General features: G+C 50.1%; 27 protein-coding genes and 1 pseudogene. 20 read left to right on the forward strand and 8 right to left on the reverse strand.

Features of this window, described 5'->3' with window-relative positions; genetic code table 11:
• Positions 1–191 precede the first annotated feature (191 nt).
• The 4 genes and pseudogenes from JRJ22_RS11285 to fsa form a co-directional block, all read right to left on the reverse strand.
• Positions 192–405: pseudogene (locus tag JRJ22_RS11285) on the reverse strand (IS1182 family transposase); the annotation flags it as partial.
• A 329-nt stretch (positions 406–734) separates the two neighbouring features.
• Positions 735–1,937, reverse strand: a complete 1,203-nt coding sequence (locus JRJ22_RS11290; protein ID WP_206104533.1) for an MFS transporter — start codon at positions 1,935–1,937, stop codon at positions 735–737.
• Between the two features lie 12 nt (positions 1,938–1,949).
• Complete coding sequence (locus JRJ22_RS11295; protein ID WP_206104534.1) at positions 1,950–2,393, reverse strand: MarR family winged helix-turn-helix transcriptional regulator; 444 nt, start codon at positions 2,391–2,393, stop codon at positions 1,950–1,952.
• 164 nt (positions 2,394–2,557) lie between these two features.
• On the reverse strand, positions 2,558–3,211 hold the full coding sequence (gene fsa, locus JRJ22_RS11300; RefSeq protein ID WP_206104535.1) for a fructose-6-phosphate aldolase: 654 nt from the start codon (positions 3,209–3,211) through the stop codon (positions 2,558–2,560).
• A gap of 231 nt (positions 3,212–3,442) precedes the next feature.
• On the opposite strand from fsa, the gene JRJ22_RS11305 reads away from it, so the two are divergent.
• Genes JRJ22_RS11305 through JRJ22_RS11315 form a run of 3 tightly spaced genes read left to right on the forward strand, consistent with a single transcriptional unit; the run spans position 3,443 to position 4,963 of the window.
• The gene (locus tag JRJ22_RS11305; protein ID WP_206104536.1) at positions 3,443–3,910 is read left to right on the forward strand and encodes a hypothetical protein; all 468 of its coding nucleotides are present in this window, start codon (positions 3,443–3,445) and stop codon (positions 3,908–3,910) included.
• Between the two features lie 4 nt (positions 3,911–3,914).
• Positions 3,915–4,448, forward strand: coding sequence for a macro domain-containing protein (locus JRJ22_RS11310; RefSeq protein ID WP_232381179.1), 534 nt, complete (start codon positions 3,915–3,917; stop codon positions 4,446–4,448).
• Between the two features lie 38 nt (positions 4,449–4,486).
• Entirely contained in the window at positions 4,487–4,963 is a 477-nt protein-coding gene (locus JRJ22_RS11315; protein ID WP_206104538.1) for a GNAT family N-acetyltransferase, read from the forward strand.
• Positions 4,964–4,972: 9 nt separating this feature from the next.
• On the opposite strand, the gene JRJ22_RS11320 is transcribed toward JRJ22_RS11315, so the two are convergent.
• Entirely contained in the window at positions 4,973–5,170 is a 198-nt protein-coding gene (locus tag JRJ22_RS11320) for a hypothetical protein (RefSeq protein WP_206104539.1), read from the reverse strand.
• Between the two features lie 73 nt (positions 5,171–5,243).
• Here JRJ22_RS11320 and rpiA point away from each other — a divergent pair, with 73 nt between their 5' ends.
• The 5 genes from rpiA to JRJ22_RS11345 all read left to right on the forward strand — a co-directional run bounded on the left by rpiA (position 5,244) and on the right by JRJ22_RS11345 (position 10,666).
• A complete protein-coding gene (gene rpiA, locus JRJ22_RS11325) occupies positions 5,244–5,930 on the forward strand; it encodes a ribose-5-phosphate isomerase RpiA (protein WP_206104540.1) in 687 nt (228 codons plus the stop codon).
• Positions 5,914–6,405: a VanZ family protein gene (locus tag JRJ22_RS11330; protein ID WP_206104541.1), complete on the forward strand. Its 492-nt coding sequence runs from the start codon at positions 5,914–5,916 to the stop codon at positions 6,403–6,405. The genes rpiA and JRJ22_RS11330 overlap by 17 nt, the downstream gene beginning before the upstream one ends.
• Before the next feature lie 14 nt (positions 6,406–6,419).
• The gene (locus JRJ22_RS11335; protein WP_206104542.1) at positions 6,420–6,860 is read left to right on the forward strand and encodes a GNAT family N-acetyltransferase; all 441 of its coding nucleotides are present in this window, start codon (positions 6,420–6,422) and stop codon (positions 6,858–6,860) included.
• A 193-nt stretch (positions 6,861–7,053) separates the two neighbouring features.
• A complete protein-coding gene (locus JRJ22_RS11340; RefSeq protein WP_206104543.1) occupies positions 7,054–7,527 on the forward strand; it encodes a MarR family winged helix-turn-helix transcriptional regulator in 474 nt (157 codons plus the stop codon).
• A complete protein-coding gene (locus JRJ22_RS11345) occupies positions 7,505–10,666 on the forward strand; it encodes an MMPL family transporter (RefSeq protein WP_206104544.1) in 3,162 nt (1,053 codons plus the stop codon). The genes JRJ22_RS11340 and JRJ22_RS11345 overlap by 23 nt, the downstream gene beginning before the upstream one ends.
• 94 nt (positions 10,667–10,760) lie before the next feature.
• Here JRJ22_RS11345 and JRJ22_RS11350 read toward each other — a convergent pair whose 3' ends face one another.
• Entirely contained in the window at positions 10,761–11,432 is a 672-nt protein-coding gene (locus tag JRJ22_RS11350) for a tetratricopeptide repeat protein (protein WP_206104545.1), read from the reverse strand.
• 154 nt (positions 11,433–11,586) lie between these two features.
• Between JRJ22_RS11350 and JRJ22_RS11355 the strand changes: the two genes are divergently transcribed.
• Positions 11,587–12,585: an aldo/keto reductase gene (locus tag JRJ22_RS11355; RefSeq protein WP_206104546.1), complete on the forward strand. Its 999-nt coding sequence runs from the start codon at positions 11,587–11,589 to the stop codon at positions 12,583–12,585.
• Between the two features lie 168 nt (positions 12,586–12,753).
• Positions 12,754–12,912, forward strand: a complete 159-nt coding sequence (locus tag JRJ22_RS11360; RefSeq protein WP_167347611.1) for a hypothetical protein — start codon at positions 12,754–12,756, stop codon at positions 12,910–12,912.
• Between the two features lie 164 nt (positions 12,913–13,076).
• On the opposite strand, the gene JRJ22_RS11365 is transcribed toward JRJ22_RS11360, so the two are convergent.
• Together JRJ22_RS11365 and JRJ22_RS11370 are read right to left on the reverse strand one after the other, a co-directional pair.
• Positions 13,077–13,382 (reverse strand): HNH endonuclease, encoded by a 306-nt coding sequence (locus tag JRJ22_RS11365; protein ID WP_206104547.1) that lies wholly within the window; start codon positions 13,380–13,382, stop codon positions 13,077–13,079.
• 3 nt (positions 13,383–13,385) lie between these two features.
• Positions 13,386–13,598 carry a hypothetical protein gene (locus JRJ22_RS11370; RefSeq protein WP_206104548.1) on the reverse strand — a complete coding sequence of 71 codons (213 nt, stop codon included), beginning with the start codon at positions 13,596–13,598 and terminating at the stop codon, positions 13,386–13,388.
• 240 nt (positions 13,599–13,838) lie between these two features.
• Here JRJ22_RS11370 and JRJ22_RS11375 point away from each other — a divergent pair, with 240 nt between their 5' ends.
• The 10 genes from JRJ22_RS11375 (at position 13,839) to JRJ22_RS11420 (ending at position 26,853) form a co-directional block, all read left to right on the forward strand.
• The gene (locus JRJ22_RS11375; protein WP_206104549.1) at positions 13,839–15,200 is read left to right on the forward strand and encodes an ABC transporter substrate-binding protein; all 1,362 of its coding nucleotides are present in this window, start codon (positions 13,839–13,841) and stop codon (positions 15,198–15,200) included.
• Between the two features lie 117 nt (positions 15,201–15,317).
• On the forward strand, positions 15,318–16,271 hold the full coding sequence (locus tag JRJ22_RS11380) for a carbohydrate ABC transporter permease (RefSeq protein ID WP_206104550.1): 954 nt from the start codon (positions 15,318–15,320) through the stop codon (positions 16,269–16,271).
• Positions 16,268–17,131, forward strand: a complete 864-nt coding sequence (locus tag JRJ22_RS11385) for a carbohydrate ABC transporter permease (protein WP_206104551.1) — start codon at positions 16,268–16,270, stop codon at positions 17,129–17,131. The genes JRJ22_RS11380 and JRJ22_RS11385 overlap by 4 nt, the downstream gene beginning before the upstream one ends.
• A gap of 147 nt (positions 17,132–17,278) precedes the next feature.
• Positions 17,279–19,003, forward strand: a complete 1,725-nt coding sequence (locus JRJ22_RS11390) for a sensor histidine kinase (protein WP_206104552.1) — start codon at positions 17,279–17,281, stop codon at positions 19,001–19,003.
• Positions 19,004–19,038: 35 nt separating this feature from the next.
• Positions 19,039–20,385 carry an ABC transporter substrate-binding protein gene (locus JRJ22_RS11395; protein WP_232381109.1) on the forward strand — a complete coding sequence of 449 codons (1,347 nt, stop codon included), beginning with the start codon at positions 19,039–19,041 and terminating at the stop codon, positions 20,383–20,385.
• Between the two features lie 17 nt (positions 20,386–20,402).
• Positions 20,403–22,004: a response regulator gene (locus tag JRJ22_RS11400; RefSeq protein WP_206104554.1), complete on the forward strand. Its 1,602-nt coding sequence runs from the start codon at positions 20,403–20,405 to the stop codon at positions 22,002–22,004.
• 142 nt (positions 22,005–22,146) lie between these two features.
• Entirely contained in the window at positions 22,147–23,211 is a 1,065-nt protein-coding gene (locus JRJ22_RS11405) for a Delta(5) desaturase DesA (protein ID WP_206104555.1), read from the forward strand.
• A gap of 149 nt (positions 23,212–23,360) precedes the next feature.
• Positions 23,361–24,500, forward strand: coding sequence for a sensor histidine kinase (locus JRJ22_RS11410; RefSeq protein ID WP_206104556.1), 1,140 nt, complete (start codon positions 23,361–23,363; stop codon positions 24,498–24,500).
• Positions 24,497–25,099 (forward strand): response regulator transcription factor, encoded by a 603-nt coding sequence (locus tag JRJ22_RS11415; RefSeq protein ID WP_054940304.1) that lies wholly within the window; start codon positions 24,497–24,499, stop codon positions 25,097–25,099. Before JRJ22_RS11410 ends, JRJ22_RS11415 begins: the two co-directional genes overlap by 4 nt.
• A 314-nt stretch (positions 25,100–25,413) precedes the next feature.
• On the forward strand, positions 25,414–26,853 hold the full coding sequence (locus JRJ22_RS11420) for an SWIM zinc finger family protein (protein ID WP_206104557.1): 1,440 nt from the start codon (positions 25,414–25,416) through the stop codon (positions 26,851–26,853).
• Positions 26,854–26,857 lie beyond the last annotated feature (4 nt).

Consider the following 26,857-nt stretch of genomic DNA (forward strand, 5'->3'; position numbering starts at 1 on the left):
AGAGCAAAGCTTGGAAAAAGAAGGTCGGAAAAATTGAGAACTGGACTTACGACGATGCCGTGGACAGGTGGATATGCCCCACCGGACACATGCTGCGTGAAATTCGGAAACGTCATTACCGAAGCCAAAGTTGTGAAGGCTGCCCTCGGAAGTTTACCCAAGATCTTCTTTGCCTTTTCCATATGCGGCTCTAAACAACGGGTGTCAGTAGGTCTCGGGTGTAGACTATAGGTTAAAATAAACTGGTTTTCCGTACCAATAAGTACATTGTTTCCAGGTTTGAGTTGACCATTTCGCATGTGGTCATCCTTCATCCGCATGAAAGTCGCATCCGGGACGCTTGCTAAAACTGTTCCGGTCGCCAAGCAGCATCTGGTACTGTTCGTACTTTAGCAATCGGGGCATTGGCCAGCAAAGTTGGTTCATGGTATATGTACAAAGAAATCCCAAAAGGCGATTTCTTTATTGCGTTTTAATAAATGTTACAGTACATTTCCCGCTTAAACAGCGGAGAGAACGAAAGGATTGTGGAAAAGCGGTAGCGGTTGCCTTGGTCTCCGGATTTTCACCGCTAAGGGGAATGAAAAAAATCTGGAGAGCACAGCGATTGGAACAACGTTTCGTTCGCGGAGCGTCCACCCAAGTGCTCACGTTAATCCTACTTAAAAACAGAGGGCTATTTCAAACAGCCACTTCAAGGCTTTTGGGACAGCCCTTTTGGTGTTTTATGAATATTATTTACTGGATAACCCGGATAATGCAGTACGGTTGCGGCGCTGTACCCTAAGAATAATGATGTAGATGACCAGCAGAAGAAGAGGAGCAAGTGCAGAGTAGCGGTACATTACAGCATAAGAGTTATAAAGGGCTACTGATCCAAGGAGCATAGTACCGATAGCTACCCCAAAATCGAGTGAATTGAAAAACATGCCGTTTGCCATGCCCCGTTGCCGCGCATCTACAGATTGGATCATCCAGGTCTGTAGCGCAGGCTGCATGGATCCGAAGCCGATGCCATAGCAAATGGCGGCGGGGAAAAGTGCAGCGGTTGAAGCAGCAAAGGAGAGCAGCATCAATCCGCCAATGATGAACAGGCTGCCGGGGATGAGTAAGGCTGCCGGACCGAAGCGGTCATATATTTTGCCGGAGACCGGACGTATGATGACGATGGCCACAGCGTTAAACAGGAAAAAGTAAGCAATATGCTCCAGATGAACCTCCTGGCCATATAAGGCAAGAAAACCAAGCAAACCACCGTAGGAGATGGACAGCAGCAAATTCAGCAGGCAGGGAATAAACAGCTTGCGGAATACACTGCCCTTAGGGCCAGATGCGGATACCGGAACGGGTTCTTTGTGATTGGCCGGCAGGCTTTTAGTCAGGCGGTAGCCAAGCGGCAGAATGAATGCAAGCGCAAGGCCGGTGCTCAGGAGCAGTGAACCGAAGCCCGGCCCCTGCAGCAGGCTGAGTCCGATCAGCGGGCCGGCGGACATCGCCAGACTGGTGGACAACCCGAAGTAGCCCATGCCTTCGCCCATCCGGCGGATGGGAATGACATCTGAGGCCATCGTGGGAAATGCGGTACTGGCCATCCCGAACCCTATGCCGAAGAGCATCCGCATCAGCAGCAGGACGATAATCGTTCCTGACCAATAGTAGCCGGCTACTGCAGCAAGAGAGATGGCCAGACCGAGGAAGATTAGCAGATTACGGCCGCCTTTTTCCATGGCTTTGGCCGCGAATACCCGTGAAGCGATGGCGCTTAAGGCGAACAGACTGGTTACGAGACTGATTTGCACGGAGGAAGCATGAAGGGTTCCTTCAGCATAAACCGGCAGGGTGGATAAGGTCATCTGCAGGCCGGTGAACAGCAGCAGATTGCAGAGAGTTAGTTGGATAAAGGATTTGGTCCATAAACGTTCAGAGTTATTATTCAATACGAATTGCTCCTATTCTTGATGTGGGTTCCCTGTGTTGTGATAGATGAGCTTAAGCATCTTCCGCAGCTGTTCAAGCTGCTCAGAGGTCAGTCCGGTGACGGCAGTATCAATCACCTGCTGCTCCAGGGCCAGAGTGCTGTTGATTAGTGCCTTGCCCTCCTCGGTTGCGTAGAGCTGGAAAGCACGGCGGTCACTCTGGTTCATCGTTTTTGTGATAAAACCTTTTTTCTGGAGAAGCTCAACGATTCGGGCAGTGGTAGGCTGGTCCTTGGCTGCCGATGCGGCCACTTCTTTCTGGTTGATTCCGTCCCGGTCTACAATCATCAGCAGGACAGACCATTGTTCAGGGGTAATATCGTAAGGCTTCAGCACACGGGCAAAGGCAGTTGAAATCCGCCGGTGGGTGGAGCCGAGCAGGAATCCGAGAAATTGCTGCGGTGAGGAATCAGGCATAGCAAATCTTCCTTCCTAAATAGTTGTCATAACAATTATATTCATGACAATTAAAACTGTCAATTAAGATACAGCAAAAAACACCCCCCGGAAAAATATCAGATCTTACATAAGATCCAACATAGTTTCTGAAGAGGTGCCTTATTTGTTGTTAGCTTTGATTATTATTTAGCCGCTTGCGGAACAGTTTCCCAGTCTTTCAGGAAACGCTCAATGCCGCTGTCTGTCAGCGGGTGTTTCCAGAGGGAAGGGAGCAGGGAGCCAGGGATTGTTGCAATGTGCGCTCCGGCAATGGCTGCTTCCTCTACGTGAGCGATGTTGCGGATGCTGGCTGCAATAATTTCAGAAGACAGTCCATAATTGGTCAGGATGGTTTTGAGATCCTTGATCAGCTTCATACCGTCTACACCGATATCATCCAGACGTCCAACGAACGGGCTGATATAAGTAGCGCCTGCTTTGGCGGCCATCAGGCCTTGAGCGGCGGAGAATATGAGGGTAACGTTGGTCTTGATCCCTTTTTTAGTCAGCTCGTAGCAGGCAGCCAGTCCATCTTCGGTCATCGGCAGTTTAATAACTACGTTAGGTGCCCATTCCGCGATTTCGAAGGCTTCCTTAAGCATTTCTTCGGTTGTAAGGCCAATAACCTCTGCACTTACAGGACCAGGTACAATCTCAACGATTTCTTTAATTACATCTTTGAACAGTCTGCCTTCTTTGGCGATCAGCGACGGGTTAGTCGTCACGCCATCCACTAATCCTAGGCGGGTAATACGTTTGATTTCTTCAATGTTTCCAGTATCCAAGAAAAATTTCATTGTAAATTATTCCTCCCTTGATTTCATATGGATTGACAAACAGTGTACATAACTTCATTATGTATCATGCCAACTGAAGTTTCAACTGTTAATATGAATATTTCAAAATAACTTTATAGAAATCCCTTAGAATAAATTGAATTCCACCATTAGACCATTTCCCGTCACCTTCCTCCCATGATAATATAGAAACGGTATGGTTTAAAAAGTTGTGAATGGCTGGTGACAGTGATGATAACTGTAATTGCCGGAGTTGCCTTATTTCTGCTGGCAGCTGCCGGACTTCTCGCCTACCAGAACAGCAGGCTGATCGCTGAGCAGGAAGCTGACAGCACTGCGGTCCCCACGGGTATGCTGATGTATTCCGTGTTTAATGAACGGTTTTTGGAGAATGATGAAAGACCTGGAGCTGTTCCCCTATTTCAGTACACAGTGTCATCGGAGCCTGGTGAGCAGCTCTCTCGGGGAGAATCCGGAACAACGTTTGCCCTATGCCGTGTACCGGCCGGTACCGGAGAAATGATTCTTTGGGATGCACAAAACTGGATGGTGAACAATATCCGCAAAGCTGCTATCCAAGGTGTACTGATGGAGCATTCCGGATTTCCTGATAAAGCTGCCCGCAAAGGTGAGAAAGAGCTGATTATTAATCTGGAGGCTACAGTAAAGGAGGAAACCGGACATGCAGATCCATATTAATCATGTGGATATCTCAGTCAGTGTAGGAGATATTACGACCTGGCAAGGCGATATGATCGTGAACGCCTCCAACTCGGGATTGTATGGAGGCGGCGGTGTGGATGGTGCGATCCATCGTGCAGGCGGGCCGCAGATTGCTGCCGAATGTGCGCTCATCCGCCAGAAGCAGGGAGGCATCCTGCCGGGGGAAGCTGCTGTTACCACCGCAGGGAAATTACCGTACCTGGGGATCATACATACCGTCGGACCGATCTGGAAAGGCGGCGGTGCAGGAGAGGCCGCAACTTTGGCCAAATGTTATATAAACAGCCTTGACATGGCGATTGTCCGCGGCGCGCAAAGCATTGCTTTTCCGAACATCAGCACGGGGGTTTATAATTTCCCGAAGCTGCTGGCCTGCCAGACGGCGCTTTCTACAGTGGTCCAATATGTGTCAGACAGGGATTCCCGGGTGCTGCCACTGAAGACTATTGCGTTTATTTGCTTTGAGCAGGACAATGCTAAGCTGTATGAGGAAACGCTTAAAAGTTATATGTAAAGAAACCGGTATGCCGGATGAAACGGGGGAAGCAGGAGATGTCATCTGTTACTGAAGTGAAATTTGTTGAAGTCCATCCTGATAATGAGGACTTGCACGAGCTAATCAACCAACTGGACGAAGATTTAAAGGTGCGGTACCCCCATGAAATGATTTACGTTGTGGATTTCTCCGATCCCAAAGTTCACGAGATGACCTTCGTAGTGGCTTATCTTAGCGGGAGACCGGTAGGCTGCGGAGGACTGCGGCCGCTTGACAGCGGGAGCAAGGTCATGGAATTGAAACGTTTCTACGTGGATCCGGGCAGCCGCAAGCAGGGGATTGCGAACAAAATGCTCCTCCATCTTGAGGCCAGAGCGATAGCTGCCGGCTGCGGGGAGATTAAACTGGAGACAGGAATTAAGCAGCCGGAAGCCATCGCACTCTACGTAAAACACGGCTACCGGCCGATTGATCTGTTCGGTCCTTATATTGGTGATCCGGACAGCCTCTGCTACGGTAAAATATTGTCCTGACCGCAGGGGTTAAGCATGATATTTGCCTGCAGGCGCATTCAATACCCATTCGAGCATAAGGATCATATCCTCGAGTCTGCCGATCTGCGCGTTCAGGCTCTCCCGCTGGGAGTTGTCTGATTCAAGGGGGGCAAGGCGGGTCTCCAGGGATCTGCGCTGGAGCGTTAGTTCATTGATTTTGGATTGAATCTGATTTTCGGTTCTCATCCGGAATCCTCCTGGTGATTATAGATTAAAGTCATGATTAGTTCATTATAACGGATAACATGGAGGTATTAAAATGAGTGTCAATGTGAAGCAGCTGGCTGCGGAGAAAGCCGTGGAATATGTGCAGGATGGCATGAAGGTGGGACTGGGTACAGGTTCAACCGCCTATTGGGCCATCCGTAAGCTGGGAGAGCGCGTGCAGCAGGGGCTGAAAATTACCGCTGTCGCCACTTCCCAGGCTTCCGAGGATCAGGCGCGCGAGCTGGGGATTCCGCTGGTTGCTTTTGGTGATATTGACAGCCTGGATCTGACAATTGACGGCGCGGATGAATTGGACGGGGAGCTTCAGCTGATTAAAGGGGGAGGCGGGGCTCTGCTGCGCGAGAAAATCGTAGCTATGGGCAGCACCCGCATGATTGTTGTTGCCGACGAGAGTAAAGCGGTGCAGACGCTTGGTAAATTCCCGCTTCCGGTAGAGATCGTTCCCTTTGCCTGGGAATGGACGGTTGCGAAGCTTGCGAAGCTCGGCTGCAAACCGGAGCTGCGCCGAAACGGCGATGAGCTCTACAAGACGGATAACGGCAATTACATTGCGGACTGCCGGTTTGAAGTCATTCCTTCCGCTCCTGAACTGGCCTTATCGCTGCAGAGTATTTCAGGTGTAGTGGATCACGGGCTGTTCATTGGAATCGCCAGCATGGCCATTATCGGCAAGAATGACGGCAGCATCGAAATTATCGAAGGTGAGACCCATCGCTAAACCGCGAAAACAACGAAGCAGTTCATCACGTACCGGAAGCTCACAGAGCCGTCCGCGTCTGCAGCTTGGGAAATGGATGTTGCTGTTTCTGTATAGTGCGGCCGTGATCTACTGGATGTTTCTTGGTTTTGGACGGACTGTCCGGACAGAGGGGCCGTTGAAATATAATCTGGAGCTGCTGCGTACCGTGAAGCTTTATTTTAATTTGGATAATGGAGTATCCGTCACCGGCAGATTAATTAATCTCGTTGGCAATGTGGCTGTATTCATTCCGTTTGGCGTGTTATTCCCGCTGCTGCTGAGAAAATTCCGTTCCTTACTTATACTGACCTTATGGGCAGTTCCTAGTATTTTGCTGCTGGAAATCTTTCAGATGCTGCTGCGGGTTGGCAGCTTCGATGTGGATGATCTTCTGCTCAATTTAATAGGTGTATGGGTAGGATATGTACTGCTTCGTATGAATAAACACTTTTAGGAGGATTAACATTTATGCTGATAGATCTGAAGCAGCGTGTCGGAACAGCCGAAGTGGATGAGCTGCTGTCTTACGCCGTAATCGAAGAACCGGATGCGCTGTGGCGCGCTTCAGCCGAATACAGCAAGCATGCTGCGCTGCAGCTGTGCGGCTGGGAAGAAGAAGGGCTGCTGCTAGGCCTGGTAGGCTTTGAAGAGACCGAGGACGGTTCACTTGACATCCGCCACATTGCTGTTCTGCCTGAGAACAGAGGCAAAGGCTATGCGCGCGGCATGATACTTGAGCTGCTGACGGCCCGTCAGCCGCGTTACTTGCTTGCAGAGACTGAAGATGAGATTGCTGCGGACTTTTATCGGGCGCTGGGTTTCATGGTGTATAGTCTTGGCGAGAATCCGGCGGGCATTGAGATGTTCCGCTGTGTGTATGAAGTAGAAGAGACTGAGGACGAGGAATAAAGGGCACTCAGCTGGTGCCGTTCAAATGAAGCTATCCGGGAGCCCCTCCCAGATAGCTTTTTTGTTGGCTCTAGGGAGTGAAAGATTCCAGAAAGGAACCCGTGCCCGGTTGACTTTTTAGGCTGAGGACAATATAGTTTTACTGTGAAACTATTCTACTCGTGAACTATTATGGGAACAGGAGGCAGCAGTGTTGAAGGAAGATGCAGAACGGTGGATAAACCGCTACGTGGATGCCTATCTCGTAGTGACAAGGCAGATCAATGCCCGGATCAAGGAGCGGATGGCTGAAGGTCTGACGACTGACCAGTTTCTGATTCTGCGGCTGATCAAAGGCCAAGAGATGTGCACCTCCACTTATCTGGCGGAAGCCGTATGTGTCGGCAAGAGCTCCATTACCGCAATTATCAACCGGCTTGCTGAAGCGGGAATGATCGAACGGACCCGTGATGAGCATGACCGGCGCCAGGTATACTTGTCGCTCACTGAGCTGGGGGAGCAAATATATCTGCTGGCTGAGAAGCAGGTAAAGGAAGTGATCTCTCCTTATCTGCTCTATTTTATGGAAGAAGATATCGAGAAATTCATCACCATGTTTGAGAAGCTGGCATTTTTAATGCAGGAGAAACAGGAGGGAGAAACGATTGAAGACCATACTGAAAGCTAGATGGGCTGTGATAACAGTCTGGCTCGCCGTCGCTGTTGTGTTATTCATGACTGCACCGGCCATGTCCGATCTGGTTCGCGAGAAGGGGCAAATCTCCGTTCCGGACGGATATACCTCTTCCCGTGCAGCCGAAATTATGCGCGAGGTCGCAGCTGCCAAGGGCGGAGAGACTCTGCACCAGGTAGCCCTTGTGTTCAATAAGCCGGAAGGGCTTAGCGCCGAAGATAAAGAGAGCATCAAACAAGGCGTGGAGAAGCTGGCTGGAGACAAGGAGGCACTTAAGCTTGACTCCATAACAGATCCTTTTTCGCAGTCAGAGCTGGCGGATACGCTGATTGCCAAAGACGGTAATACCATCATGGTGGCGCTGTCGGTAAAAGGCGGGGAGGAAGAGGTAAAAGCGCTGCCGGATAAGGTGGATGAATTGCTCGGAGATGTCACTGCCGATCACTATCTGACCAGTGAAGGGCTGATTACCGAAGATACGATTGTCAGTTCGGAAGCGGGCCTGAAGAAATCAGAATACATTACCGTTATTTTTATTCTGCTGATTCTGTTTGTAGTGTTCCGTTCCTTCGTGGCGCCATTTGTGCCGCTGCTGACGGTAGGACTGAGTTATATTGTATCGCAGTCGATCGTATCCTTCCTGGTTGACCGTTTTGACTTCCCGTTATCGACCTTCACACAAATCTTCATGGTTGCTGTAATGTTCGGGATCGGGACGGATTACTGTATTCTGCTGATCAGCCGCTTTAAGGAAGAAATGGCTACTGCAGAAGATACGAAAAGCGCCATTATATCAACTTACCGTAAAGCAGGCGGCACAGTGTTTTATTCGGGTCTTGCCGTATTCGTCGGCTTTTTGGCAATCGGCCTCTCGAAGTTCATGCTGTACCGTTCAGCGGTGGCCGTGGCGGTAGGGATTGCGGTAATGCTGCTGGCCCTCGTGACCGTAGTTCCCTTTTTTATGGCCGTTCTAGGCAAAAAGCTGTTCTGGCCTTCACGCGGCAAGCTGGAGCATAGTGAAAGCCGTATTTGGGGCGCTGCAGGCTCCTTCTCACTGAAAAGACCCTGGGCGGCGCTGCTGATTGTAGCGGCTGTCGTTGCTCCGTTCCTGATCACTTATGACGGGAAGCTGTCTTTCAACAGCATGGATGAAATCGGTTCGAATTATGCCTCGGTGAAAGGCTTTAATATCATTTCGGAGAGCTTTGGCCCGGGTGAATCGATGACGGGTAAAATCGTGATCAAAAATGACGACCGCATGGATAGCTCGGAATATATGGGCCTGGCTGAAAAAATCAGCCGCGAGCTGGAAAAGGTGGATGGCGTCAAGTCGGTACGCAGTATGTCACGTCCAACCGGGGAACAAATCAATGATTTCCTGATTCCGACCCAGGTAGCTACCCTGTCAGACGGTCTGGATCAGAGCAATGACGGACTGACCAAGATCCAGTCAGGGCTTGCGGAAGCTAGCAAGCAGCTGAGCGACAATGAACCGAAGCTCCAGGAGGCTGTATCCGGCAGTGCGAAGCTGACGGAAGGCACGGCGGAGCTCAAACAGGGCATTGCTGCGCTTGGCGACGGCCTCTCCCGGATTGAGAGCGGCATTAAAAGCGGTTCTGCAGGCGCCGGAGAGATCAAGGCCGGTCTGGCCCAGGCTGCAGCCAGTGCGAAGCAGCTGGCAGCTGCGAATGCTGCGCTGCTCCAAGGCTATAAGAAAATTGGCGCAGGGCTGACTGCGCTTGACGGAGGTCTTGGCGGACTGCAAACCCAGCTCGAAGGTGTGGCCTCCGCATTAACTGGACTGGATGCTTCATTCACCGGACTTGAAGGCAGTCATCCTGAGCTGCTTCAAGATATGAATTACCAGACGATCAAAGGTACTGTAACTCAAACCGGCACAGGTGCTACACAGCTTGCAGCAGGGCTCGGTCAGATTTCCGGCCAGCTTCAAAACGCAGCGGCAGGCTTGACTGAAGCTAACGCCGGTTATGCCAAGGCGGCGGCAGGTCAGACTGCACTGGCCCAGGGCCTTGAGAAGCTGGTGGCCGGAATCGGACAGCTGCAGACAGGTTTGAACCAGGCGGCAGCCGGCCAAGGCCAGATTGTGGATAAGATTCCGTCGATCAGCAGCGGGCTGGATCAGCTTCAGGGCGGACAGCAGCAGCTGGCTGACGGCTTTGGACAGCTGACCGGGCAGATTGGTGAGCTGACCAGCGGCCTTAGCGACAGTGCGGACGGCCTCAAGCAGATCACTACCGGACTAAGCTCTGCCCAGGATTACCTGCAGCAGATTCAGGATGCCAAAGACGATGAGCTGAGCGGATTCTTTGTTCCGGCGGAAGCTTTGGAAGCCAAAGGCATGCAGCAGGTCTTTGACACTTATCTGTCTGATGACCGTAAGGTGATGACGCTGGATGTTGTATTTTCTTATAATCCTTACAGCTCCGAAGCGATTGACAGTATGGGAGATATTCAGGCGGCAGTTGACCGTGCGGTTAAAGGCACGAAGCTGGAAAATGCCGAAACAGCAATCAGCGGGGTTACCAGCACCTACAGCGACTTGCAAAAGATCTCTAACGAGGACTATACGCGGACGGTTGTGCTGATGCTTGCGGGTATCTTTATCATTCTCGTATTGCTGCTTCGCTCGGTTATTATGCCGCTTTATTTGATTGTATCCCTAGTAATCACTTACTTTACGGCGCTTGGCATTACCGAAGCGATCTTCGTGAATCTGATGGATTATTCCGGCATTACCTGGACCACACCGTTCTTCAGCTTTGTAATGCTGATTGCACTTGGAGTAGACTACAGTATCTTCCTGATGGCCCGCTTTAACGAGAACAAAACATGGGATGTGCGTGAAGCGATTCTGCATGCGATGCGCAATATGGGTACGGTTATCCTGTCAGCAGTAGTCATTTTGGGCGGCACCTTTGCTTCCATGTATCCATCCGGTGTATTGTCGATGATGCAGATTGCCACTGTGGTACTCTCAGGGCTTGCCCTGTACGCTTTGGTCTTCCTGCCGTTCTTCGTACCTGTCATGGTCCGTATGTTCGGCCGCGCGAACTGGTGGCCATTTAGCGTCAAGGACAGCGGAGAGACTACCAAGCATGACATGCATATGTAAATAAGCAACGAAAGAACCTCTGTGAATCACTGGTGTCCCAGTCATACGCAGAGGTTCTTGTTTCAAAGCATTGAGTTATGTAGCAGTGCACACCTTAACGCATCTTTGCAAAATAGCTGCGCAGTGCCCAGCCGCGTTCCTGGCGTTTTTTGTATTTCGGAAGGGTGCGGTAGATTGCCGTGGATTCCTCAAAAGCCCGTTTGGCATCTTCATTCCTGCCGAGTGCCTTATACATAGAGCCGGCAAGGTAGTAGGCTTCACTGGATGAAGACTGGATCTCTTGAAATTGGCTCACGTAGTACAGTGCTTTGTCCTGATCTACACCACGGAACGTCTCCGCGAGCTGGAGATAAGGCTGGCCGTATCGTGCTCTGCGGTTGATCTCAAGTCCCTGGAGCATCTGAGCCTCACCTTCCGGCATCAGACCCAGCTTCAGATTCACGTATCCGAGCTCCACCCAATATTCGGCAGATTGTTCATACCTGTCTGTGATCTGCAGGAGAAGATCTTTGGATTCGTTATACCGCTTGCGTTCAACAAGCAGACGGGCCAGTTCGAATTTAGCGGAAACATCGTTTGGATTAAGCGAAATGGTGGTCCGCAGTCTGGAAATTTGCCGGCTCCGCCGGAAAGGTCTGGCGATGCTGGGGAAGATGCCGACGTAACGGCGGTCCAGAAAATACAGAATTACCAGCAAAACAATCAAGGCAAGAAAAGGATTGCCCACCAGACGGTATAGCAGTAAAAAACCCAAGATTTTAAACATGAATTCCCTCCGTTAAAATGGTAACTCCGGATTGGCATTTCGATTACTATCGAACTGCAGAGCAGGGTAATTATACCATATTCCTGCAATATTCCACGATGTCATTTCTGAACGAAGACGCTTTATATTCTATTTAATGAAAGAGGGATAAGAGATGAGTACAGTGACATCACCAATCGAATTACGTAAGCTAGGACAATCGGATCTGGAGGTTTCACCGCTGGGCCTCGGATGCTGGCAATTTAGCCGGGGGAGCGGAATTGTAGGGAAGTACTGGAGTAATCTTGAGGATGCGGATATCCTCGAGATTGTGCGGGCGAGTCTGGAGGGCGGCATGAACTGGGTGGATACAGCGGAAATTTACGGGGGCGGGAAGTCGGAACAGGCGCTTGCGTATGTGCTGGACCAGCTGAAGCGCGAGGGCAGCATCCATGCCACACCGCTGATTGCCACCAAGTGGTGGCCGATGCTCCGCACAGCGGGGTCGATAACCTCTACCATTGATGAACGTATCCGCTGTCTGGGCGGACGTAATATTGATTTATATCAGATTCACCAGCCCTTTTCGTTATCTTCCATCGCAAGGGAGATGAAGGCGATGGCCGGTTTAGTTAAAGCAGGCAAAATCCGATATGTTGGTGTAAGCAATTATTCGGCCAAACAAATGACGGAAGCGCACCGCCTGCTGCAGCAATATGGCTTGTCGTTAGTCTCGAACCAGGTGAAATACAATCTGCTGCACCGCAATATTGACCATAACGGCACGATGGCAGCCGCTAAGGAGCTCGGTATCTCGATTATTGCCTATTCTCCGTTACAGCAGGGTATTCTAACCGGTCGATTCCATAATGACCCCGCACAGATCCGTGCGGTATCGCGACTGCGGAGGATGCAATCGGGCCTGGGTGAGAAGAGCCTGGCCCGCAGCAAGCCACTGATTGATCTTCTTGCCGTCTTAGCCGGAAAATATGGAGTTACACCGGGCCAGATTGCCCTAAACTGGCTGATTTATTATCACGGCGATACGGTGGTTGCTATACCCGGTGCTTCTAAGGTCCGGCACGCCCGGGAGAATATAGGTGCCATGAGCTTCCGGCTGGATAAGCAGGAGCTGGAACAATTGAATGATGCCTCATGGGCGGCTTTGAAATAGAATGTATTATAGCTTTGGACCGGATAAACGGTCTGAAGCTTTTTTTATATGGAATGCAAAAAAAATGCAAAAAAACTGTTTAGGATTGGAAGCCCGGGGTTAAATAAGGGATAAGAAAATGCGCAACCACGAAAATGGGTGCAGATTACGGAAGGAGGCTGAACCATTATGAGCATGACAGTACATAATCTTATGGCTTTCAATCATCAGTTTTTTAGACCTCAACCTGTCATCGAGCCCAAGCAGTCCAGAACAGATGAGAAGACGCAGAGCTTCCAGGATATCCTTAACGAGAAGCTGAAGGTCCAGAATCAGATGAAGCGGTAGCCTGGAGAACAACGAAGCAATTATCGCAGAATATTCATGAAATTGAATAGAAGCCGGACATTTAGCCATATAAGGCCATGTGTCCGGCTTCTTTGTGTTTCTGTAGACTTCGGGGAACTCAGCGTCAGTTTCTTGGCAACTGTTGAACAGGCAGAAGTGGAGTTTCACCGTTTGCTCCGGACCCTCTGTGACTTGCGCACCTTTGGTTCGGCTCCCGGGGGCTGCTTGCTTATCCACTTCAAATATGCAGCAATCTGCTGGTCCTGACGCAGGGCTTGGATGGTAGTCAAGTGCATCCGGACAAGATCGGAATTGGTATAAAGCGCATGAATCTGCCGGTGGCAGGCTTTGCAGAGCAGCGCAGTGGGCTGCATTGCGCCCCCTTTTTCCCGGGGAACGAGATGATGGACCGTAGTAGCCACCGGTGAACGTCCGCACAATTCACAGGTGCCTGCAGCCTGTCCCTTCATAGTCTAAGTTCTGACCTCGAAGAACTGGCAGGTCCGGCGGGAATAATAAGTTAAGTCGCTTACCCGCGACTGGATAACTACGTCCGAATCCGTGAAGCGGACAACGGTTGCCCCCGAATTCACCAGATGATCATCCTCAAAGACCCGGACAGGCAGTTTATGGTCAATCGCTTCCTGGAAATCGCTGTCGGTCATAAGCGGGCGGTTGATAGGCATGAGAGCACTCTCCTTTTAGCGGTGAATAATAGCTGGAAATACAACCAGTATACCTGGGGAGGAGGGATAAATCCAATCCGTTAGCCCAAAAGAGCAGCTGCCTGCAGTGTAAACGCCATCACATTTGAACGTAATCGTAAGTATTTCCACCTCAAATCGGAAGTTTGACTCCTCAAAAAAAGATTTCTCCTACGTTACACTAAGTCTTGTAAGAGAAACCTTTGAAAGGGGTACAAAGGAATGAAAAAAGTAAAGCACCTGGCGCTGACACTTGCGTCCATCATGCTTGTAGGTTCACTTGCAGCATGCGGAGGCAACAACAACGCAGGAAACAATGCTACGAAAGAGAATACAGGTAACAACGCAGCAAGCACTAATGCACCGGCAACAGAAGAAGCAAGCGCAGAGCCGGCTGAAAAAGTGGAGCTTTCGTTCTGGACACTCGGTAACGTCAACTATGAAGAGCTGGCGAACGAGTATACGAAGGAGCACCCGAACGTTACGATCAAAATTCAGAATACCGGTGACCAGACGGCACATCACAACAATCTGACGACTGCTTTGTCTGCCGGTTCAGGCGCACCTGATATTTTCCAGCTTGAAATCGGTTTCATGGAGCGCTTTATCAGTGCTCAGGACAAATTTTACAACTTGAACGATTTGGGTGCCAAAGACATTCAGGCTAACTATCTGGACTGGAAATGGAAGCAGGCTTCCTCCATCGACGGCAGCTTCCAGCTTGGGCTTCCGACAGATATCGGCCCTACAGTTGTATATTATCGTACCGATTTGGCTGAAGCAGCCGGACTGCCAAGCGATCCGGAAGGATTCAGCGCAGCTATCGACACTTGGGACAAATTCGCAGCTGTAGCCAAAGCTTACAAAGACAAAACCGGCAAATATTTCTCCGATTTGACCGATCTTACGTACAACGCTTTGCGTGACCAGTCCGAAGATGAAATCTACTTCAGCAAAGCTGACGGCAAATTCATCGGTGATACTAATCCGCAAGTGAAAAAGGCTTACGACTTCACCGTTAAAGGTATTCAAGAAGGCTGGATCAGCAACTATCTGCTGTGGTCGCCTGAGTGGGGCCAAGGTATGAGCGACGGTTCGTTCGCTGTAGTTATGGGTCCTGCATGGATGGCCGGCAACATCAAGAGCAATGCGCCGGATTCCTCCGGCAAATGGAAAATCGCACAGCTTCCTGAAGGTGCCGGCAACTGGGGCGGTTCGTTCATCACCCTGCCGAAAGAAGGCAAGCATCCGAAAGAAGCCTATGATTTCATTTCTTGGTTGGTCAACAAAGACAATCAGCTCGAATCGTTCAAGACAAAGGGCCTGATGCCTTCGATTCCTGCACTGTATGAAGATCCGGCATTTGTAGATTTCAAAGATGATTTCTTTGGTGGCCAGCAAACAGCGGTAGAATTCGGTAAAGCGGCAAACCGCGTTAAACCGGTATACTACGGACCACTGCATGACCAGACTGACACTTTCTTCAAAAACGCGCTTAAAAACGTGATTGAAAAGAAAGCGGACCCTGCAAAAGAGTGGGACGATGCTGTAAAACAAGCGAAGACCTTGGCTGAACGGAGCTAGGACTCCACGGCGCCAAGACTGATATGAACCGGATATCCGGATTCCTGGAGAGTAAGCCTCCCCGGGAATCCGGATTCTTCGGAAATGGGGTTTTCTTAATTTTCCTGGAGGTGTGACATGGCAGAACCCGTAATTACGAGTCCGCATGCCGAGAGCAAACGCCCTTTTTTAACTGAACAAAGACGGAGCCGGATTACGGCCTATACCTTCATTTCTCCGTTCTTTATTCTGTTCTCGATATTTGGACTATACCCGATTTTCTTCACCTTTTATTTGTCCTTCTTTAAATGGGATGCACTCAATCCGATGAAGTTTGTCGGCTTCAAGAACTATGATCTGGTCACCAGTGACCCGACCTTCTGGATTTCATTTACCAATACACTCATTATGGGGCTTATGGGAACGGTTCCCCAGGTTATGCTGGCTCTGCTGCTGGCAGTCCTTCTGCACTCAGGGATGACCAAATTCAAAAAAACGTTTCGCATTCTTTACTTCATGCCGAATATTACGTCCATTGTGGCCGTTACACTTGTATTCAGCACCTTGTTCGGAAACAACGGAATGATCAACTGGATGCTGAACGGCCTAGGGCTTGATAGCGTCGCCTTTAACTCCGGCTGGTGGGGAGTAAAGATAGCCATTTCCACCATGGTAATGTGGCGCTGGACTGGTTACAATGCAATTCTCTTCCTGTCCGGGCTGCAGAGTATCCCGATGGATTTGTACGAAGCCGCCCGCATCGACGGCGCGAACCGCAGACAGCAGCTGTTCTCGATCACTTTGCCGCTGCTTAAGCCCTTCATTATCTTCGTGTCCCTGCAGTCAACGATCGGCGCGCTGCAGCTCTTCACAGAACCTTATGTATTCCTCGGACAGGCGGGCACAGGCTCTACCCGTCAGGAAGGGATTACGATGGTTACGTATCTTTACAGCGAAGCATTCCGCAACGGATTCTTTGGTACAGCGGCGGCCACAGCAGTCATGCTGTTCCTCGTTACAATTCTATTCTCCATCCTTAATATGCTGATTTCCAGAGGCGCAGTCGGAGACACTGGAGGTAAAAAAGCGTGAGTACACTGCGTATATTTAGGAAAAAACCGGATGATCTCGGGTTCTTCGGCAAATTAGGCTTCTATCTCTTCTTGATTATTGGAGCACTCATTTCGGTCTTCCCGTTTTACTGGATGTTTGTCGTAGGAACCAATGACAAGGGTGCTGTGTTTCATGTACCGCCATTGCTGACGGTCGGAGACCAGTTCTTCCACAATTTCAAGCGAGTGCTGGAGAAGGCTGACTTCTTCCAGGCGCTCGGCAACTCGTTGTTTGTTTCGTCAGCGGTAACCCTTTCTGTTGTATTTTTCTGTACTCTGGCCGGTTATGCCTTTGCCAAATATGAATTTCCGCTTAAAAACGGGCTCTTTATATTTGTTATTGCCACGTTAATCGTTCCGCAGCAGCTCGGTGTATTGCCTACTTATGTCATTATGGCTAAACTGCACTGGATTGACAGCTATAAAGCGCTAATTGTTCCGGCCATGGTTAATGCCTTCGGGATCTTCTGGATGCGCCAGTATATTTCTACGGCCGTTCCAACCGAGCTGATAGAGGCTGGACGGATTGACGGAGGCGGTCATTTCCGCATCTTCTGGAAAATTGCCGTACCTGTAATTACACCTGCAATGGCGACCCTGGGCATCCTCAACTTCATGACGGTATGGAATGATTTCTTCTGGCCGCTCGTAGTCTTGAAAAACAAGGAACATTATACGATTCAGCTCGCCCTGCAGCAGCTCTTTACAACCCGTGACGGTCTTGATTATGGTATGATCATGTCCGCAACCTTTACCGCCACCCTGCCGCTGCTGATCGTGTTCCTTCTGTTCAGCCGCTGGGTCATTGCCGGCCTGACTTCAGGCGCAATCAAGAGTTAAATCTGGTTTGGTCGGTAAACAAGGAAACCGGAAGTTCCGTGAAGAATAGTAAATAAAGCAGAAACGGCAGAGCCGTCCTTTTAAAAAAAGGGCGGCATTCGTTTCGCTTAAGTCAGGCTTAAGGCAGCAGGGAGAAGGTAAGGAGAAATGAAGCTACGGCGCAAAATTTTATTCGCAATTATTCTTCTCGTGTTCATTCCCGTAATCATTATGGGTACCGTTACCTACGTATATTTCTCAAGTGCGATGGAGAAGAAATCAAGTAATTTCTATTGGATCTCTCTTTTGGAGACAGACCGCAAACTTAAATTTGCGCTCAGTGAAATCTCTTCGATCACCAATTCGGCCATTACACAGCCTGCGATTCAGCAGTCGCTGAAGCAGCCGAATTTTGTGCTGACGTATGACCGCAAGCAGGAAATCAACAATCTGTTGATCAACCATCCGATGATTACCTCCTTCAGCCTTTACGGCAAGGACCGTTTGCTTTATCAGTACAATGCACCGATGTCTTTTGCAGACATGCGAAAACAGGTGTGGTATGGCGCCATGGAAAGTGCGGAGGGCCGGCCCGTCTGGTCAGGTCCAGGAGAGAATGGCTCCGAAACCTCCGGAAATCCGGTGCTTGTACAAGCCAGAGTCATCAAAGACTATTATTCCCTTGAGGATATAGGCTACCTCGTCGTTTATGTTAAGCCTGATTTGCTTGATCAGATTTTCTGGGAAGCAGCAACGCTGAAGAAAGGGGATATTCTGCTTGTCAACAAACAGGGCAATATCGTCTTCAATAAATCCGGGGAGCATATCGGACAGCGGACGGATTTTCCTTTTTTACAGGAGGATTATACCCAGACGCAGGACTATTACATCGACAATTATCAAGGAGAGAAGTCACTGATTACTTATCTCCCTTCACATAATGCGGACTGGTATCTGGCAGCGATCACACCAATGAATCTGATTTCCTCGGAGTCGGCTTCCATCCGCAATTTAGCCATTATCTTGGGAACGGTTTCACTTTTGTCCGCCTTTTTGTTTGACCGTTATTTTATCCGGAGGCTTGTGCGCAGCATCAACAGTGCGGTCAACGGGATGAAAAGGGTGAAGCAAGGGATTTTTATGCCCATATACAGCCCTGTCCGGTCCGATGATGAAAGCGACCTGCTGATTGACGGATTCAACCGGATGAGCTCACAAATTAGTGAACTGATCCAGCAGGTGCAGACAGAACAGGGACGCAAAAAGGAAGCGGAAATGCAGGCGCTCATGGCGCAGATCAATCCGCATTTTATCTATAATTCACTCGAATCCATCAACTCCATGGCGGTGCTGGCAGGTAACCGTGATATCAGTAAGATGGTCGTCTCACTCGGCAAGCTGCTGCGGATCAGCATCAGTCAGAATCAGGAGCTGATTCCGCTGCAGATGGAGTTTGAGCATGTCCGGCATTATCTGGATATCCAGAAATTCCGCTTTGAAGATAAGTTTAGTTATGCCATCGATCTGCCGGATCCGCTCAAACTGGTGATGACCCAGAAGCTGATCGTACAGCCAATCGTAGAGAACGCGCTATATCACGCCATTGAGCAGATGGAAGAGCACGGGGTGATTACAATCGGTGCACAGGAGAACGGCAAGGATATTATTATCATTGTGAAGGACAATGGTCCGGGCTTTGATCTGTCAACCTTGATGAGTCTATGGGATAAGGAACACAGCAATCCGAAGAAATACAGCGACAACGGGGTGGGGCTCCGGAATGTGCATGAGCGTCTCAACATCCGTTTTGGCAATCCATACGGCATTTTAGTCTGTTCATCTCCGGGATTCGGCTCGACCATCTGTATCCGTATTCCAAAAATACAGCCATGAAGAACGTAAGCGGGACGAAAGTGGGGAGAAATGCTGTGAGATGGTTAACCAAATGGGGCTGGATTCTGCTCTATATCTTAATAATGGCCGGAGCGGTGCTGTTTATTACAATAGGCTACAAGGAGCCGATCGAAGACAACTCTCCCGAGAAAATAACGCTGACCTTCCGCCATTTCTGGATGAAGGAGCATGACCGGCCGCTGCTTGACATCTTTGAAGAGGTCGTACGGGATTATCAGAAGGACCATCCGAATGTGAAGGTAAACTTCGAAGGCTTAGACCAGACGATTCACCGTGAGCAGAAGCTGAAAAGCGAAATGGTCACCGGTACGCCGCCCGATATGTTTGTGCTCTTCGGCGGTGCCGAAATCGAGCCTTATGTTCGTTCCAACCGGCTGATGGATCTGACAGATTTCGTGCAGGAGAACGGTCTGAGAGACCAGTTCAGCGATCTGCATCTGTGGACCTTCAATAATCATATTTACGGGCTGCCGATTGAAGGAAATGCGGAACCACTCTATTATAACAAGGCTTTGTTCAATAAGCTGGGTATCAAACCTCCAGGGACGGTGGAAGAGCTTGATAAAGCGATCAGACAGCTGAAAAAAGCCGGCTTCATCCCCTTTGCCCTCGGCAATGAAGACCGCTGGCCCGCAGGCATTTTTGCACATTATCTGATGGACCGTTATGCCGGACCGGAGCTGATTCAGAAGCTGGTAACAGGCAAAGATGCAGTCACCTTTATGAATAAGGCCTATCAGCAGGCTTTTGGGCATCTGAAGAAATGGATAGATGAAGGGGCATTTAGCAGCGCTTCAAATGATACCTCACCAGAAGAGGCGGTCCGGATGTTCACGGACGGCGAAGCCGGGATGTACCTTAACGGTAACTGGGACATCAATCTTTTTACGGGGGAGACAGCTCCTGCTGATTTTCAGAACCAGGTAGGCGTCATTCCCTTTCCTTCATTGAACAAAGGAACTGAAGCCTCGATTGCAGGCGGATATACGATCGGGATCGGCCTCTCTTCCAGCCTGACAGAGGCTAAGCGTGAGGCGGCACTGGAATTGATGAAAGCCTTCTATACGAAGGAAATCCAGACACGGATCGTCTATGAAGGATTAAGAATTCCCTCTATGCGCATTACCTTTGATCCGGAGAAGACGGGTCCGGTGTTCGCACAAGTCATGACGGTGATGGAAGAGAACCACCAGAGCTTCGTGCCATATGACAATTTACTGTCACCTGAAGTGAAAAAGACCTTCCTCAGCGTGATCGAAGATATGATCGATGGCGGCCTGTCTGCTGATGATGCTCTTGGGCAGCTGCAGTCCTCGTCCGAGCAATATTGGAATCTCATACAAAGCTCAACATTTCAATAATCTGGGAGGTGCCGGGAATGGGTGCACGGCAAGAGAAATATAAAGTGCTGCTGGTGGATGATGAGCCGATCATTCTGCGCAGCCTGAAAGTGGCGATCCCATGGGAGGAGCTGGGTCTTACCATCGCGGGTGAAGCGCGGAACGGTGAAGCGGCATTAAGGCTCATTGAAGAGCATTCTCCGCATATTGTGATCAGTGATATCCGCATGCCTGTGATCGACGGGATTGCTTTAATGAAAGAAGTGCTGCCGCGAAGTGCAAAGCTGCTGTTTATATTTATCAGCGGTTACGGTGAATTCGAATACGCACGGGATGCGCTGCGCCTGGGTGCATTTGACTATCTGCTGAAGCCGATTGACCATGACGAGCTGACGGAAATGCTGACCCGGGCGCGGCTTAAGCTTGACCGCCAGAAAGAGAATGAGCAGCTGATGCATTCGGTGCAGATGCTGTCCATGCTTGCGAGAGAGAGGATGTTCACCGAGTTCACACTTGGCAATCCGCGTCCGCTGCAGCATCTGAAGTGGCTGGAGAACAGCGAACTGGAAGGGGAATATTTCATGGCTGTAGTCCGGCTGGACGATTATGCCGCCCTTACCGCCAAATGGAGCGCCGGGGAGAAACATCTCTGGCTGTTCGCGATCCGCAATATTCTTGAAGAGTGGTCACTGGAGAACGGGGCATTGTCGATCTTCCCATTCTACAATGGGGAGTGGGTGCTGTTGTTCCCAGGAAGCCTAAGTACAGTCAAAAAAGAACTTGGCGAGCGGCTGGTTGCCGATATTAAGCGCTATTCCAAGCTGCATTGCTCGGTGGGCATCAGCCGCAGCACCCAGGGAATTGACCAGTTAAGCACCGTATATCCGCTTGCTGCCAAAGCGCTGTATCAGCGCTTTTACTCCGGTCAGGCGGGAGTATTCATCGAAGAGGAAACGCCGGATGACGCCGGCCGTGAGGTGCAGTATCCGAAGGAGCTGGAGCTTTCGCTCATTGAGAGTATCCGTACCTTGAATCTGGAGCGGATGATGGCCCTGTTCGATGAAATGGCCAGCTTTATCGAATCCCAGTCGCTGCCAAAGGAATTGGCACAGCGGATCATTATCGAGCTTGTAGTTGTCTTGTACAGACAATTTGAGCAGCTGAACATGCAGGCGGAGTTGTCGCTCGAAGGGCTGCTGGGCAAGCTGCAGGGACTGGGGACACTAGCCTCTGTTATTAATGTCCTCAAGGAGGACTTCCGCGGCTGGATGCAGGAGGGCAGCAAGCAGGTGACCCGGGAAGACGGCCGCAGTGTTGTTGATAAGGCCAAACGTTACATTGAAGAAAACTACCATAAAGACCTCAGTATCGAAGAAGTAGCAGAAGTAGCGGACTTAAGCATCAGCCATTTCTGCACCTTGTTCAAACAGATCTCGGGCTATACCTTCCTGGAGTTTGTGACCTACTACCGGATGGAGAAGGCTAAATATATCCTTCAGAACAGCAGTGTAAAGGTCTATCAGGTGGCGCCGCTCGTCGGTTATCAGGACCCCAGATACTTCACCCAGGTGTTCAAAAAGGCAACCGGCAAGACGCCGACAGAATACCGCGAGGCTTTTACCCAGCAGGCAAATGAATAATAATTGAATCAGGGAGAGGGTATGATATTTGTCATACCCTCTCCTTGATGTTTATGCCTTACTGTCATGACACTTCCTTCCTTATAATGATAAGTATAGATGAATGTATCCCTTACCGGACACATGAGGAGGAAACGACCAGATGACGAAGAGCAATGCTACCCAGCTCTCCAGCCTAAAAAAAAGCGTGGCCCCTTTTGAACAAAACGACCATAAAAGAAGTATTAACCAGCTTATTAATACCCTCGGACCACTGATCCTGTTATGGACCGCAGCCTATTTGAGTCTTTCTGTATCGTATTGGCTGACCCTGTTGTTCGCAGTACCGGCAGCGGGCTTCGTAATCCGTACCTTTATTATTTTCCATGACTGCTGTCATGGTTCATTCTTCAAGAACCGGAAAGCCAACGATATTCTCGGTACACTTACGGGGGTGCTGACCCTGGTGCCTTACCGCCAGTGGAAGCACAGCCATTCGATCCATCATGCCGGCAGCAGCAACCTCGACAAAAGAGGCATCGGCGACATTTGGATTATGACTGTAGATGAATATATTGCGGCGAGTCCGCTGAAACGCTTATACTACCGGATTTACCGCAATCCGCTGGTCATGTTCGGCGCCGGTCCGATTGCCGTATTCCTGATTCAATACCGCTTCAATGCCAAGGGTGCAAGACGTAAAGAGCGCATAAATACGTATCTGACCAATATCCTGATTGCGGCCCTGTACGGGGCGATGATCTGGGCGATCGGCTGGCAGGCTTTCCTGCTGGTACAGCTGCCGATCGTGTTCGTCTCCGGCTTTCTCGGCATCTGGCTGTTCTATGTACAGCATCAGTTCGAGGATACGTTCTTTGAGCATGAAGAGGAATGGAGTTATGTGATGGCTGCTGTGGAAGGAAGCTCTTATTATAAGCTGCCGAAGGTCCTGCAATGGATTACAGGCAACATCGGCTTTCACCATGTGCATCATTTAAGCCCGAAGGTGCCGAACTATAACCTTGAGCTGGCACATAACGCTACACCGCCGCTGCAGAAAGCAACGACAATCACCATCGGTACCAGTCTAAAGGCGCTCCATTTCCGGCTGTGGGATGAGGAGAATAAGGGTTTTGTAAGCTTCAAGGAGATCAAAGCACGGCTGCGTCATCCTTTGCCTTCGGTAGAGGGGCTTAAAGTTCGCAAACCGGAACTCCAGGCCAAATAGTATGCTTCGCGTACGCAGTCAGGAGAGGAAGCCAGTCCCGGAGAATATCAGGCGGGTGCGGCTTCTTCTCTTTTTTTCCGGGGATTGCCGGTTATCGCAAGCTTTATGCTAAAATGGGGGTAATCTAGCTGGCTAAAAGGGTGGCTGACATGCAGAAGTGGCATCATATTTTTCATAAAAGTACAGGTCTGAGCCCTTATGTTTGGGTTGTGTTCTACATCCTTCCGTTTTACTCGATTTTCCGCTCCTCTTCGATGGATCGATGGGTATATGGAATTGTGATGATTATTATGTTTTTTGCCTGTTATGTGCTTGCTTTCAAATCTAAGGGATGGGTTGTTTATTTCTGGACGAGTGTGCAGATTATCGTATCCATTACGATGACGCTGATGTTCGGTTATATGTATTTTGCACTGTTTCTGGCTTTTTTTATCGGTAATATCCAGAACCGCGTCGGCTTCTTCACCATTTACACGATCCATTTGCTGACGACCATCGTAGCCATTAACTACGAGCTGATTACCCGAAATCCGGTATTTCTGTCGCAGCTGCCGTTTGTGCTGGTGAGTATCATTGCTGTAGTACTGCTTCCCGTCACAACCTATAACCGCAATAATCAGGATAAGCTGCAGGGACAGCTGGAGGATGCCAATAAGAGGATTTCTGAACTGGTCATCATGGAGGAGCGTCAGCGGATCTCCCGTGACCTGCATGATACCCTGGGTCAGAAGCTGTCGCTGATCGGGCTAAAGAGTGACTTGGCCAGCAAGCTGATCAGCAAAAACCCGGCTCAGGCGGTCGTGGAGATCAATGATGTCCGCCAGACAGCCAGAAGCGCGCTGAAAGAGGTCCGTGAAATGATCACACAGATGCGCGGCATCCGGCTGGAAGATGAGCTTGTGCGGATCCGGCAGTTTCTTCAGGCAGCAGAAATTGAATTCGTACTCGAGGGCAGTCCCAAGCTGACAAATACTTCACTGATTACGGAAAATGTGCTCAGCATGTGCATTAAAGAAGCTGTCACGAATGTGGTGAGACACAGCGGCGCTACGTATTGCCGGATTGGAATAGAGCCTTCCCGAACGGATCTGGTAATCAAGGTTTCCGATAACGGGAAAGGCATCACTCCCCCAAATCCGGATGATAAGGGACATGGTCTGCAGGGCATGCGGGAGCGGCTTGAATTTATTAACGGGAGCATGGAAATTGTGCAGAACAGCGGGACAACCATAGTGGTTAAGGTACCTACGGTGATCCGGCAGCTGGAGCAGGAGGGGAAAGAGGAATGATAAAGATAGTAATTGCTGAGGATCAGCGCATGCTGCTGGGTGCACTGGCTTCGCTGCTTGATCTGGAAGAGGATATGAAGGTGGTCGGGCGTGCAGCCAACGGGGAGGAAGCCGTTAAGCTGGTGAAGCTGCATACGCCTGATATTTGTATTATGGATATAGAAATGCCTGCCATGACCGGACTCGAAGCAGCGGAGGCTCTGAAGAATTCCGGCTGTAAAGTCATGATCCTCACTACCTTTGCCCGGGCCGGCTATTTCGAGCGCGCTGTGAAGGCTGGAGTGGACGCCTATCTGCTGAAGGACAGCCCTAGTGAAGAGCTGGCCCTCTCCATCCGCAGTGTAATGGCCGGCAGACGGATTTATGCACCGGAGCTCATGGATGAAGCTTACAGCAGTGAAGCCAATCCGCTGACGCAGCGGGAGAAGGAAGTGCTCGGACTGATTGCCGACGGCAAAAATACCAAGGAAATCGCCAGCCAGCTGTACATTACAACAGGAACGGTACGAAACTATATCTCAGTTATTCTTGATAAGCTGGATGTTGGCAACCGGATTGAGGCCATTACACGTTTTAAGGAAAAAGGCTGGTTTAAGTAAGCGGGGTGCCGCATATATTTCATCAAGAGGTGGAACTGTCATCCTTAATGTACAGTCACACCCGATCATCACGGGGGACCGCCAAGGTCTGCCCTGTTTTTTTGCGCGGATTTTCTTGGATAAGCTAATTTATCTAGTTCCTTTCTCCTGTTTTTACCATTTGGAGGCGGTTGAGATTGGAAGCGGAAATGATTTTTGCTAAGATTAATGCAAACATGTGATCTTATTCCCTGTACTTGGGTAATAGAGAACATGTTCCAATTTTACCCAGATATTCTGTTTAATTCAGCTAAACCAGTCAGGAGGAATCTGATTTGCCTGAACTCACTTCATCCTATGTAGATTCGTTAGCACCGAATGCCGCCTCTATTAAGAACGGACAGGGGCTGGTACGTAAAAAAAGCTTCATCCAGCTTCACCGTACAGAGAACGGAGAGCTGCTATTCGGGCAATGTGCGGGAAGTGGGAAGACACCGTATGAATGCTCTGTAGATTTTGTAGCTCCGGAGAATCCTGTCTTCCGCTGTTCCTGCCCGAGCCGGCAATTTCCCTGCAAGCACACCCTGGGCCTGCTGTATGCCTATGTGGAAGGCCAGCCCTTTACCCCGGCACAAGTTCCTGAGACGATCGCAGCCAAACGCGAAAAGGCGGAGAAACGGGAAGAGAATAAGGTGAAACAGGCTGCCGAAGGCAGCGGGAGTAAACCGAAGAAAGTCAATAAATCAGCACTTAAGAAAAAAATATCAGCCCAGCTTGAAGGGCTGGCCCTACTGGAGAAGCTGGTGCTTTCATTGATCCGCGGCGGGTTATCTGCGATTGATGCCAAGACACTTAAGACCGTTCAGGAGCATGTGAAACAGCTGGGCAACTATTATTTGTCAGGTGCGCAGATTGAGCTGCGCCAGTTCGCGCTGCTGCTGGGGAAAGGGCAGGACCGTGAGCAGAGCTATACATATGCTGTGGAGCAATTGACACGGCTGCATGCCTTCATTAAGAAAGGCCGGAGTTACCTTACCGCAAGAAGCGAGGACCCGGAGCTTGCACCGGATGTTGAATCAACCATTGATGAATGGCTGGGTCACGCCTGGCAGCTGGCAGAACTGAAGGAGTACGGGCTTACAGAGGCAGATGTTGAACTGCTGCAGCTCGCCTTCTACAGCTATGATGATCAGGCACGGCAGGAATTCGTCGATCTCGGGTACTGGCTCGACATGGCCGGCGGCAGGATCCACAAGACTGTACATTACCGTCCTTACAAAGCAGCCAAGCTGCTGCGGGAGGATGACAGCTTCTTTGATGTAGCCAAGATTCCGTTGCTCTACAAATATCCCGGAGAACTCAATGCACGGGTACGTTATGAAGAGATGACAGCAAGACCGGTCATTCCGGCAGATCTGGCTCAGGTTCGGGTGCATGCACACCGCAGCTTTGCGGAAGCAATCAAGAGTGTGAAAAATCAGTTGAAGAATCCGCTCAGCGATAAGCAACCGGTTCTGCTTCTATATGCAGCAAGCCTTGGAGTGACAGAGAACGGCCAATATGTCATAACGGATGAAGCCGGCGGGCAGCTTGTGCTGGGGGATATTTCCTCACTGGCCCAGGGTACGCTCCAGCTGCTGCCATTCCTGCCTCCTGCCAGTCTCAAGGGCTGCTCGCTGCTGGTAATGTTTGAACATGAACTGGACCAGGGCAAGCTGGTTGCCCAGCCGCTAAGCGTCATCACGGATGAGGGGATTACACGTCTTCTATACTAAGCAG

Origin of the sequence: Paenibacillus tianjinensis, assembly GCF_017086365.1 — a bacterium.
GTDB lineage: Bacteria > Bacillota > Bacilli > Paenibacillales > Paenibacillaceae > Paenibacillus_AQ > Paenibacillus_AQ tianjinensis.